Source organism: Micromonospora sp. URMC 105 (genome assembly GCF_051386295.1).
Classification (GTDB): domain Bacteria; phylum Actinomycetota; class Actinomycetes; order Mycobacteriales; family Micromonosporaceae; genus Micromonospora.
Window position 1 is genome coordinate 151,061 of the sequence record NZ_JBPQTL010000002.1, and the last position, 12,115, is coordinate 163,175.

Annotated in this window: 5 protein-coding genes and 1 pseudogene; 1 reads left to right on the forward strand and 5 read right to left on the reverse strand. The window is 72.9% G+C overall.

What is annotated here, in order from left to right:
* Positions 1-41 precede the first annotated feature (41 nt).
* Entirely contained in the window at positions 42-1,475 is a 1,434-nt protein-coding gene (locus tag ACSNN7_RS01270; RefSeq protein WP_436678619.1) for an acyl-CoA carboxylase subunit beta, read from the reverse strand.
* A pseudogene (locus ACSNN7_RS01275) lies at positions 1,472-7,990 on the reverse strand (type I polyketide synthase); the annotation flags it as partial. The gene ACSNN7_RS01270 and the pseudogene ACSNN7_RS01275, both read right to left, overlap by 4 nt.
* A 417-nt stretch (positions 7,991-8,407) precedes the next feature.
* Between ACSNN7_RS01275 and ACSNN7_RS01280 the strand changes: the two are divergent.
* Positions 8,408-8,806: a YybH family protein gene (locus ACSNN7_RS01280; protein WP_436678620.1), complete on the forward strand. Its 399-nt coding sequence runs from the start codon at positions 8,408-8,410 to the stop codon at positions 8,804-8,806.
* Between the two features lie 61 nt (positions 8,807-8,867).
* Here ACSNN7_RS01280 and ACSNN7_RS01285 read toward each other — a convergent pair whose 3' ends face one another.
* Genes ACSNN7_RS01285 through ACSNN7_RS01295 form a run of 3 tightly spaced genes read right to left on the reverse strand, consistent with a single transcriptional unit; the run spans position 8,868 to position 12,113 of the window.
* Positions 8,868-9,293, reverse strand: coding sequence for a YybH family protein (locus ACSNN7_RS01285; RefSeq protein ID WP_436678621.1), 426 nt, complete (start codon positions 9,291-9,293; stop codon positions 8,868-8,870).
* Complete coding sequence (locus ACSNN7_RS01290) at positions 9,290-10,534, reverse strand: cytochrome P450 family protein (protein ID WP_436678622.1); 1,245 nt, start codon at positions 10,532-10,534, stop codon at positions 9,290-9,292. Before ACSNN7_RS01290 ends, ACSNN7_RS01285 begins: the two co-directional genes overlap by 4 nt.
* A 16-nt stretch (positions 10,535-10,550) precedes the next feature.
* On the reverse strand, positions 10,551-12,113 hold the full coding sequence (locus ACSNN7_RS01295; RefSeq protein ID WP_436678623.1) for an aspartate aminotransferase family protein: 1,563 nt from the start codon (positions 12,111-12,113) through the stop codon (positions 10,551-10,553).
* Positions 12,114-12,115 lie beyond the last annotated feature (2 nt).

The window sequence follows — 12,115 nt, forward strand, 5'->3', positions numbered from 1 at the left end:
GCGGGGCCGTCCCCGCCGTCACGCTCGCCGTCCTGCCCGGCTCACAGCGGGATGTTGCCGTGGTGGCCTCGTCCGGCAGGTGCACCTGCCAGGGCCTGGACGAGCCGGTGCCGGGTGTGCGCCGGGTCGATCACCTCGTCGACGACGCCGAGCGCGATCGCCCGGCCGATCCCTCCGGCGCCCTTGACCTGCTCCTCGACGAGTTGGCCACGGAGCGTGTCGCGCTCCTCGGGACGGGCGGCGGCGAGCTGCTTGCGGTGCAGGATGCCCACCGCGGCCTCGGCGCCCATGACGGCCACCTCGGCGTCGGGCCAGGCGTAGACCGCGGTCGCGCCCAGCGAGCGCGAGTTCAGGGCGATGTACGCGCCGCCGTACGCCTTGCGGGTCACCAGGGTCACCCGCGGTACCACCGCTTCGGCGAAGGCATGCAGCAGCTTCGCCCCGCGTCGCACGATCCCGCCCCACTCCTGTTCGACGCCGGGCAGGTAGCCGGGGACATCGACCAATACGACGAGGGGGACCCCGAGGGAGTCGCACATCCGCACGAATCGGGCGGCCTTCTCCGCGCCGAACGAGTCGAGACATCCCCCCTTGCGCAGTGGATTGGTGGCGAGCACCCCGACGGTGCGACCGGCGAGGCGGCCCAGGACGGTGACCACGTTCGGTGCCCAACGGGGCTGGAGCTCCCCGTCCCACCCGCCGTCGACCGGGTCGAGCACGGCCCGGATCAGCCGCCGTACGTCGTAGGCCATCCGGGGCCGCGCGGGCAGCAGCGCTCGGAGGTCCTCGTGGGCGGCTGCCGCGCCGAGGTCGAAGTGACCCGGGCGGGCGAACAGCCCGGCCAGGGTGCGGGCCCGGTCGAGGGCGTCGTGCTCGCTGTCGGCGACGACGTGGGCGACGCCGGATCGCCGCCCGTGCGCGTCGACACCGCCCAGGTCCTCCATGCCGATGTCCTCGCCCGTGACCGTCCGTACCACCTCGGGACCGGTGATGAACATCCGTGCGTCGCGGGACATGATGACCAGGTCGGTCAGGGCCGGCCCGTAGGCGGCGGCACCGGCGGCCGGACCGAGGACGACGGATATCTGCGGCACCTGCCCGGAGGCTCGGCTCATCGCCGTGAACACCCGGCCGGCGCCGTCGAGCGACTCCACGCCGTCACCGAGGCGGGCGCCGCCGGAGTGCCAGAGCCCGATCACCGGTACCCGGTCGAGCACCGCCGCGGAGATGGCGGTGACGATGTGCCGGCAGCCCACGGCGCCCATGGCACCGCCCATCACCGTCGGGTCGGTGCCGTACGCGACGACCCGACGGCCGCCGACCCGCCCCCGGACGGCCACTACGCCGCTGTCGTCCGGCTCGACGAGCCACTCCAGCGATCCGGTGTCGAGCAGTCGCGCCAGCCGGGCGGCGGGGTGACGAGGATCGACGCTCCGGGTCGTCGCCCTGGCGGGCGGCGCTGCGGTGATGGTCATGCGGTACCTCCGGACGAGGGTCGGTCGGTGGCCGCGGCCACGGTCGGGGGCGGCGGGAAGTATCCGGTCTGGACGAAGAAGTCCACGTACCGGTCGAAGAGTTCGTCGGTGACGGGCGGGCAGGTGATCCCGCTGTCGGCCAGCATCCGGGTGGTCGTCGTCGTGTCGATCGGCGGATAGAAGCTGTCGCTGTCGGCGGTCATCAACTGGAATGCGTCCAGCAGCGGAAGCATGGCGTTGTCCCGGTCGCGTTGTACGGCGGCGAGCCAATCGGCCGGATCCCGCGACTCCAGCCGGTAGCCGCGGCGGCGCAACCGGTCCACGCAGGCGGCCAGGCTGATCGACGATTCGTTGTAGAGGTGATGGGTGTCGACGCCGACGTTCAGGGTGGCGAGCCGGCTGACGGCGGCGCTGACGTGATCGACCGGGGTGAGGTGGAACTCGCCGGTGAGCCGGTGGGGGACCGCGCCGGCCTGGATGAGCCCCTTGAGACTGAGCCAGACGAAGTCGCGGGTCTGGCAGGCACCGTGGAACCGGTCACCTGCGACCAGGTCGACCCGGTACACGGTGACGGGCAGGCCGCGCTCGCGGGCGGCGGCGACGATCTGTTCGGCGACCCACTTGCTCTGCAGGTAACCGCTGGGCAGCTCCGCGACGGGGCCGGTGGGGTCGTCGACCCGTAGCGGGCGACCGTCGGGGGCCGGGTGGGCGAAGACGCCGGTGGTCGAGACGTAGTGCACCGGGACGGTGCGGTGCCGGGCCGCCAGGCGCAGGATCTCCACGGTGCCGCCGACGTTGGCGGGCCGCAGGGTGGAGTACGGATGCAGCCAGTTGACCGAGGCTGCGGCATGGTGGACGACGTCCACCCGGCGGGCCAGGTCGTCGAAGGTGTCCGGGTCCAGCCCGAGCGACGGCTGGGCGAGGTCGCCCACCACGACGCGGACGCGGTCGAGGTCCACCTCGTCGTGCAGCCGGTACCACTCGAGGTTGGCCCGCAGCCGCTTCACCGCGGCGTCGACGTCGTCGGCCCGGACCAGGCAGTGCACCGTGGCGCGGGTGGTGGACAGCAGGTCGCGCAGCAGGAAGGCGCCGACGAATCCGGTCGCTCCGGTGAGCAGGATCTCCGTCGGGTCGGTCGCGACCGGCACCACGTCGGCCGCGGGCCGGATGTCGTCGGGAAGGGCGACCTCGGCGGCGAAGTCGACCGCCGGTGCGCCCCCGCCTGCGGTGTCCTGCAGGACCGCCAGCAGATGGTCGGTCAGGGCCGCGGGCGTGGGGTGGTCGAACACGACGGTGGCGGGCAGCCGGTTTCCGCTGAGCACGTTGAGCCGGTTACGCAGCTCCACCGAGGTGAGCGAGTCGAATCCCAGCTCGGGGAAGGGCCGGTCGGGATCGACGCCGTGCGGGTCGCCGTGACCGAGCACGGCGGCCACTTCAGCCCGCAGCAGCTGCAGCGCCGCCTCACGACGCGCGGCGGGAGCCAGTCCGGCGAGCCGCTCGGCGAGGGGCCGCCCGGCGTTCTCGTCGTTGCCCGCGCGCCGGCGGTGTGACGTGCCGGCCAACGCGGACAGGAGCAGGGGTGCCTGGTCGGCGCGGGCGCGCAAGGCAGCCACGTCGAGCGGGGTGGCGACGAGCGCGGGTCGGCCGGAGCCGAGGGCCAGGTCGAGGATGCCCGGACCGTCGGCCGAGGAGACCGGGCGGAAGCCGACCCGGGCGATCCGGGCCAGGTCGGTCTCGTCGAGCTGCCCGGTCATGCCGCTGGTCTGCGCCCACAGGCCCCACGCGACCGACGTGGCGGGCAATCCCTGGGCGGCCCGGTGCTGCGCGAGGCCGTCGAGGAACGCGTTCGCGGCGGCGTAGTTGGCCTGTCCCGCGCCGCCGATGACCCCGGCCAGGGAGGAGAACAACACGAACGCGTCGAGGTCCCGGTCGCGGGTCAGCTCGTGCAGGTGCCAGGCGGCGTCGGCCTTGGGCCGCAGCACCGCGGCCAACCGCTGCGGGGTCATCGCCGCGATGACGCCGTCGTCCAGCACGCCGGCGGCGTGCACCACCGCCTTCAGGTCGGGGATGTCCTCGAGGAGGGTCGTGAGTTCCGTCCGGTCGGACACGTCGCAGGCGACCACCCGCGCTTGCGTGCCGGTCAGGGCCAGCTCGGCGACGAGGTCGGCGGCGCCGTCCGCCGCCGGGCCCCGGCGGCTGGTCAGGACCAGATGGGGAACGCGGTGCACGGTGGCGAGGTGCCGGGCGATCAGGGCGCCGAGCGAGCCGGTGCCGCCGGTGACGAGAACGCTGCCCTCCGACGGCCACGCAGTCGTGCTGGTGGCGCGGGGGGCGGACGGGCCGGGGTCGGCGCGGCGCAGCCGCGGCACCGAGACCCTGCCATCGCGTACGGCGGCCTGGGCCTCGCCGGAGGCGACGACCCCGGGCAGGGCGGCCCAGGACTCCGGGGTGCCGTCGACGTCGATCAGGACGAGACGCCCGGGTGCCTCCGACTGTGCCGAGCGGATCAGGCCCCATACGGCCGAGGCCGCCGGGTCGGGCGGGGCGTCGGCACCCACGGTGACGCCGCCACGGGTCACCACGACGAGGCGGCTGCCGCTGAGCCGGTCGTCGTTCAGCCACTGTTGCACGGTGTCGAGCACCTGGCACAGGCCGCCGAAGACTGCGCTCAGTGGGTCCCCGTCGGCGGGGCTGACACCCCACAGCGTCGCCGCCGACGCACCGGCGCAGGCCAGCGACGCCACGTCGGCGTGCGCCGGCAGGCCCGCCAGGGCCTCCGGGAGGCAGCCGGTTTCGCCGAGGACGGTGAGGCCGGCGGGACGGGCGTGCGGCACCTGGACCGGCGACCAACCGACCTCGAAGAGCGCGTCCTGGTGGCGATGGCGGGCCCGGTCCAGCACGAAAGCGGACAGGGGGGCCAGGGTGATCTGCTCGATGTCGGCGACCGGCCCGCCGCTGCGGTCGGTGAGCCGGGCCGACAAGGTGTCCGGGCCGGTTCTGGTGCAGGCCACCCGTACCGCCGTGGCTCCGGTGGCGTACGTGCGGACCCCCCGCCAGTGCGCGGCGGCGGGCGCATCGGCGGCGTCGTGGCGGCCGTCGGTGTCGGCTGTGGCGGCTACCAGCGCGGCGAGGTGCGCCACCGCGTCGAGCAGGACGGGGTGCAGCCCGTACCCGGACGCCTCCCGTTCCCAGCGTTCCGGCAGCCGGACGTCGGCGTGCACGATGTCCCCGTCGGTCCAGGCCGCCGTCACGGCGCGCAGGGCCGGCGGATACGCCAGCCCCCGCTCGGCGAGGGTGTCGTAGGCGCCGGTGAGGTCCACCGGAGTCGACCCGGCAGGCGGCCACGGCGTGTTCTGCGCCGTCGCGGGCAGGGCCGGGGCGGCGCTGAGCGTGCCGTGTGCGTACACGGTCCACGTGGCGTGGGAGGCGTCCGGGCGGGCGTGTACCCGCATCGCCCGGCGACCGGACGGATCGGCGGCGTCAACGACCACCTGGATCTGCATCGGGCCGGTCAGGGGCAGGGGCTCCTCGGTGGTGAGGGAATCCAGCACCGCGCAGCCGACCTGGTCTGCGGCGTGCGCGGCCAGCTCGACGAGGACCGCGGCGGGAACGGTGCGGGTGCCGTGCGTGGTGCGCTCGGCCAGCCACGGGTGGGTGGCGGGGGAGAGCCGGCCGGTGAAGAGGGTGGTGTCGCCACCGGCGACGGTGACCGCCGCGCCCAGCAACGGGTGGCGGGACGGTTCGAGGCCGAGCCCGCCCGCGTCGGCCGTGCCGCCGCTGTCGAGCCAGTAACGGTTGCCGGCGAACGGGTAGGTGGGCAGGTCCACCACGCGCGCACCGGAACCGGCCAGCAGGTCCGCCCAGTCCACGCGGACGCCCTGGACGTACAGCTCGGCGGCGGAGGTCAGGAAGCGGGTGAAGCCACCCTCGTCGCGGCGCAGCGTGCCGGTCACGGCCCCGATCCCACCGGTCCGCTGCTCCAGCACGTCCTGGATGCTGGTGGTGAGCACCGGGTGCGGGCTGATCTCGATGAACGCCCGGCGCCCCTGGCCGGCCAGGGCCGTGACGACCTCCTCGAACCGCACCACCTGACGCAGGTTGCGGTACCAGTAGTCGGCGTCCAGAACCGTCGGATCGACGACCTTCCCGGTCACCGTCGAGTGCAGCGGCACGTCGGCGGCGCGCGGCGTGACGTCGGCGAGAGCCTCCAGCAACTCCTCGCGTACGGCCTCGACATGCGCCGAGTGGGATGCGTAGTCGACGGGGACGCGGCGGGCCCGCACCCCGGCGGCGGTGAGTTCGGCCTGGAGCGCGTCCAGGGCCGCCGGGTCACCGGAGACGACGACGGACGTCGGCCCGTTGACCGCCGCCACCGACAGTCGTCCCTCCCACGGGGCGAGCCGGGCCGTCACCTCGGCGTTGCCGAGGGCGACCGACATCATGCCGCCCCGCCCGGCGATCGCCCCGATGGCCCGGCTGCGCAGGGCGACCACCCGGGCCGCGTCGTCGAGGGAGAGGGCACCGGCGACGTACGCGGCGGCGATCTCTCCCTGGGAGTGGCCGACGACGGCTGCCGGCCGGATCCCGACCGACTGCCACACCTCCGCGAGCGAGACCATCACCGCGAACAACACCGGCTGCACCACGTCGACGCGGTCGAGCCCGGGCGCGCCGTCCGCGCCGCGCAGCACGTCGAGCAGGGACCAGTCCACGTACGGCGCGAGAGCGGCGGCGCACTCGTCGATCCGCCGGGCGAATCCCGGATGAGTGTCCAGCAGGTCGACGGCCATGCCGACCCACTGCGAACCCTGCCCGGGAAAGACGAAGACGACCTCGTTCGACGGCTCGCCGGCACGTCCCGTCACCACGCCCGCCTCGGTGGCCTGCTGAGCGAGGGCCTTCAGGCCGCGCAGCAGGGCGTCCCGGTCGGTGCCGATGACGGCGGCCCGGTGCGGCAGGGCGGCCCGGGTGGTGGCGAGCGAGTAGGCCGTGTCGGTGGCGTCCAGCTCCGGGTCCGCCTCGAGACGGGTGAGCAGTCGCTCGGCCAGCCGGCGCAGCCCTTGCGGGTCGTACGCCGACACCGGCCACACCAGAGCGGCGGGGGCCACCGGCGGGGACCTGTCCACGTCGGTCTCCTCCGGGGCCTGCTCGAGGATCGCGTGCGCGTTCGTACCGCTGACCCCGAACGACGAGACCGCCGCCCGGCGGGGCCGTTCGACGTTCGGCCAGGGACGGGTGGCCGTGACCAGCTCCACGGCCCCGGCGGACCAGTCGATCAGCGGGTTCGGGCGATCGACGTGCAGGGTCTTCGGCAGGGTGGCGTGGCGCAGCGCCATCACCATCTTGATGACCCCGCCGACCCCGGCGGCGGCCACCGTGTGGCCGATGTTGGACTTCAGCGACCCGAGCCAGAGCGGACGGTCGGCGGGCCGGCCCTGCCCGTAGGTGGCGAGCAGGGCGTGCGCCTCGATGGGGTCACCGAGCCGGGTGCCGGTGCCGTGGGCCTCGACGGCGTCGATGTCGGAGGTGCTGAGACGGGCCTCGGCGAGAGCCTGCCGGATCACCCGTTCCTGCGAGGGGCCGTTCGGCGCGGTGAGACCGTTGGAGGCGCCGTCCTGATTGACGGCGACGCTGCGCACGACGGCGAGGATCCGCCGCCCGTGCCGGCGGGCGTCGGAGAGCCGCTCCAGCAGGAGCAGGCCCACCCCCTCCGACCAGCCGGTGCCGTCGGCTGACTCGGCGAACGAGCGGCAGCGGCCGTCGGCGGCGAGACCGCGCTGGCGGGAGAAGTCGACGAAGCCACCGGGATGCCCGTTGACGGTGCTGCCACCGGCCAGGGCCAGCGCCGACTCACCCGCCCGCAGCGACCGCACGGCCAGGTGCAGGGCGACCAGCGACGACGAGCACGCGGTGTCGAGGGTGATCGCCGGTCCTTCCAGGCCGTAGAAGTACGAGATTCGCCCGGAGGCCACGCTGTTGAGCCGCCCGGTGGTCAGGTAGCCCTCCAATTCCTCCGGGCCGTTCAGGTCGAGATAGGTCTGGCCGGCCGCGCCGACGAACACCCCGGTGCGGCTACCCTTCAAGATCGTCGGGTCGATTCCGGCCCGTTCGAACAGTTCCCAGGAGGTCTCCAACAGCACCCGCTGCTGCGGGTCCATCGCGACCGCCTCGCGGGGAGAGATACCGAAGAACGTCGCATCGAAGCGGGTCGCGCCGTCGAGGAATCCGCCCTCGCGGGTGTACGACCGGCCCGGCTTGCCGGGCTCCGGGTCATAGAGGGCATCGACGTCCCAGCCGCGATCGGTGGGCCACGCAGTGATGCCGTCGCGGCCCTCGGCAACCATCTCCCACAGGTCCTCCGGCGAGGAGACGCCGCCGGGGTACCGGCAGGCCATCCCGATGACCGCAATCGGTTCGTTGCGGTCCGCCTCGAGGTCGGCCAGACGCTGGCGGGTCTTCTGCAGGTCGGCCGTAGTCCATTTGAGGTAGTCCATGAGCTTCTGTTCGGTGGACATGGGTTCGCGTTCTCTCCTCGGTCTGCGGGCCGGCATGGCGGTCAACCCCTGGCGCACGGCCGCCCTCCTCGACGAATGCGAAGGTCTCGGACCGGCCGGCGTTCCGGGCCGGTCGGTCAGATCGGGCGGTGCCGGCGGGTCAGGTTGGTCGGTGTGCCTCGGGGCGGAGTGTGGCGACCGCGCCGCCTCCGCATCTGCTGTCGTGCGCTCGCTCCAGGTGGACGGGCGGCGACTCTTCCGGTCGACGCGCATCAATGGTGAATCGCAGATATCCAGCCTCGGGTCACGGGGTGGTAATCGAGGACCCCCGTTGCGGCTGGCCGCACCCGCGTTACTCACAAGTGAGTCGTCGGTGGAACCGTCCGGGCTAACGTCCTGACGACCGACAAGCGCCGTGCCAGAAAGCGAGGCAGTCCGATGACCGCCATTTCCGGTGAATCCCTGCTGACCGACGACGCCAACAAACACGTCGAGCATTACGCCCAGGCGTTCAATTCCGGTGACCCGGAACTGCTCGACCGGATGTACACCGAGGACGCGGTCGCCGTCTGGGGACCGAACGAGCCGTTGACCGGGCAGGCCCGCCGGGAGTACGTCGCGGAGTTCCTCGCGCGCCGCCCGGTCATGACCGTGCAGACCCGGCACTCCTACGTCACCGGCGACACCGCCCTTATGGTGGTGGACTGGAGCATCGACATGACCGGCGAGAACGGCGAGCCGGAGCACCACGAGGGAGTCGGTCTGGACGTCCTGCGCCGCGGCGCGGACGGAATGTGGCGCCACGCGATCGACGACCCGTACGGCGACGTCTCCTGACCCTGAGGACACCGATGGCCCCGCCGGTGCGACCGGCGGGGCCATCGACATGTCGGCCGGATCAGCCGGGCATGCCGTCGGGCAGGGCGTCGGCCACGGGGCGGTCGATGGCCATCAGCCAGTTGCCGTCCGGCTGCCGTCGTAGGACGTCGGTGCAGGTGCCCCGGACGGTGACCGGCTCGCCCGACTCGTCGGAGTACCGCAGCTCGTAGTCGACGATGACCAGGGAGGTGTCGCCGGCGACGTAGTTGCGCAGCACCCGCGCCTTCAGCTGGGGCCGCTTCGCGAGGATCTCGATGATCGCCGCCCGCCGCTGCTCACCGGTCAGCGGGCCCCCCGACAGGTTGGAGATGGCATCATCGAGGTAGAGCCGGTCGAACGCGGCGCCGTCGCCGGAGTTGAACGCCTGGACGAACGCCTCGTTCTGCTGCTCGACGTCGTCGGTGAGGACCAGCTGGTACACGTCGACGGGTTCGGTCGTGGTCATGCGGCACCTTCTCTCAGCAGGACGGGCAGCTCACGGTGCCCGTTGGAGATGAACGACTCCAGCGGCAGCACGTGCGCCGCCGGCTTGGCCAGGGTCAGGTCGGGGAACCTGTCGAAGAGGGCGGGCAGGGCGATCGACGCCTCCAGCCGTGCCAGCGGCGCGCCCAGGCAGTGGTGCACTCCGTACCCGAAGGCGACGTGGTCGCGGCGGGTGTCCCGGGTGGCGTCGAAGGCGCCGGCGTCCGGCCCGTGCACCTCGGGGTCGCGGCCGGCCGCGCCGAATGACACCACGATCGGTTCGCCGCGGCGGATGGTGACGCCGGGCAGCGCGATGTCCTCGACGGCGTAGCGCATCGGCAGGTTGGCGAAGGGCGCCTCCAGTCGTAGCGTCTCCTCGATCACGTCGGCCCACCCCACCGTGCCGCCGCGGACGAGAGCCAGCTGTTCGGGGCGGGTGAGCAGGATGAAGATGGCGTGGTCGAGCAGGTTGACGGTGGTCTCGTGGCCGGCGGTGAACATCAGCAGGATGGTGTCGACCAGTTCACGGTGGGTCAGACCCGGCCCACCGTCGTCGTCGTGCGCCGAGATCAGAGCGCTGGTCAGGTCGTCCCCGGGGCTTGCCCGGCGGTGGTCGACCAGTTCGGCCAGGGCCGCGTACATGGCGTGTTCGTAGCTCTTGGCCTCCTCCGCGGTGGCAGCGGTGTTGAGCATGCCGCTGACCGCCACCAGCAGCCGGTCCCGCAGGTCGTCGGGCATCCCGAGCAGGTCGGAGATGACCCGCACCGGCAGCGGGTGGGCGAACTGCGCGCGCAGGTCGACGGGCTCCTGCGGAGGGGCCGCCGCGATCCGGTCGAGCAGGTCGGCGACGACGGCCTCGATGCGGGGCCGCAGGGCGAGCGTCCGACGGGCGGTGAAGGCGCGGGCGACGAGCCGCCGGAGCCGCGTGTGCTCGGCCCCGTAAGCGGTGATCATGTTGCGGTCGGAGACCCACATGGCCAGCGGCCACGTCCGGGCCAGCTCGCCCTCACCGTTCTCCCAGGCCGGCCAGTGGCGGTAGGTGTCGCGGGACACCCGCGAGTCGGTCAGCAACTGCCGGGTCAGGTCGTAGCCGGTCACCCACCATGCCTCGACCCCGCCGGGCAGCACGACCCGGGCGATGGGGCCACGGGCCCGCAGTCGCTCGGCCTCAGCGTGGATGTCGCGACCGGACGGGTCGATGACGTACGGCTCGGAGTGGGTCATCGGATCCTCCCGGCCGTCACGCCGCGCCCATCAGGCGCGTGCCGTCACCGGCGCGTAGCAGCGCACAGATGTCGCGCAGGCCGCTGTCGATCTGGTCGATCTCGGCGTCGGAGAGGAAGATCGACGGCTCGAACCGGAAGGTGTTCATCGCGCTGGCGGTCTGGAACAGGCGCAACCGGTGGGTGCGCAGGGCGTACCCGGCGACGGCGAAACCGAAGAAACCCTGCTGCGCGGTCTGGGCGATCTGCTCCGAGGGCGAGGATGACTGGTCGCGGAACTCGAATCCCAGCATCAGTCCCTCGCCGCGCACGTCCAGCACCACGTCGTCGAAGTCGCCGCGCACCTTCTCCAAGCGGGCCTTCAACGCCGCGCCCCGCTCGGCCGCCATCCGGTACGCCGCGCCGTCGTCGGCCTCCAGCAGCTCCAGCACCTTCAGCCCGACGTAGCACGAGAACGCGTCCTTGGCGAACGTCGACGAGTGCGCCAGCTCGAAGTCGCGCTGGTAGCGCCCCCCGCGCACCAGCATCACCGACGACTTCGCGATACCCCCGCCGAGGCTCTTGGCCAGCAGGTAGTAGTCCCCCCGCAGCCGGATCCGGGAACTCGCCAGGAACGAGCCGGAGCGGCCCATCCCGCTCTGGATCTCGTCCATGATCAGCGGAGCGCCCGTCTCCTCGCACACCCGGGAGATCTCCGCGCCGAACTCCGCCGGCAACACCCGGATACCGGCCTCGCCCTGGATCGGCTCGACGAAGAAGCCGCCGAACACCGGCAGCGGGCGCTGGGTGCAGGTGACGGCGCCACCGTCGACGGTGAGGACGGGGAGGGTCCGGCTCTCCTCCTCGACGATCGTCCGAAGTCCCGTCACGTCACCGACCGAGACGAACCGGCAGCGCGCCGCCAGGCGGGTGAAGGGGGTGCGGTAGCCCTCGTTGTGGGTCAACTGGATGCTGCCCACGAGCTTGCCGTGGAATCCGCCCTCCAGCGCGAGGAACACCGGCGCCCGGCCGGTGAGTTCGGCGGTGCGGGCGGCGAGCGCGTCGGCGACGGCGTCGATGCCGGCCGTGGCCGGCAGATCGAGGGCGGCGAACACCTCGGGGGCCACGGTCGCGCCCCCGGCGACGGCCGCGCGAGCGGCGACGACTCCGGCCTCGACCTCGCCGACCAGCTCCGCCAGGCGGACACCCCGCTCCATCTCGGCGTGCTTGATGGAGATCTCCACCGCCTCCGCGCCGCTGTTGCCGAAGATCGCCCAGTACGGCTCCGAGGAACCGGTCTCCCGGGCGATGATCCGGTTCAGCATCCCGGCGAGGTCGTTGGCGTAGGAGTGCCGGGAGAACTGCGCGTGCACCGGCACCTGGGACTCGAGCAGTTCCTTGGCGCGCGCCACCAGCTCCGGATGGTGGTGGCCCAGGATCAGCGATCCGAAGCCGCATGCCAGGTCCAGGACCGGGACCTGGTTGCCCGCCGCGTCCCGGTAGAACAGCGTGTTGCCGGACGCCCGGACGTACTCCACGTCCAGCCCGACCGTTCCGAGCACTTCCCGCAGGTACGGCTCCGCCAACTCCAGCTCTGCCACCG

Excerpts from the sequence above, each read along its gene's own strand:
- ACSNN7_RS01270 (WP_436678619.1), bottom strand. The coding sequence starts at position 1,475 with ATGACCATCACCGCAGCGCCGCCCGCCAGGGCGACGACCCGGAGCGTC.
- ACSNN7_RS01280 (WP_436678620.1), top strand. The coding sequence starts at position 8,408 with ATGACCGCCATTTCCGGTGAATCCCTGCTGACCGACGACGCCAACAAA.
- ACSNN7_RS01285 (WP_436678621.1), bottom strand. The coding sequence starts at position 9,293 with ATGACCACGACCGAACCCGTCGACGTGTACCAGCTGGTCCTCACCGAC.
- ACSNN7_RS01290 (WP_436678622.1), bottom strand. The coding sequence starts at position 10,534 with ATGACCCACTCCGAGCCGTACGTCATCGACCCGTCCGGTCGCGACATC.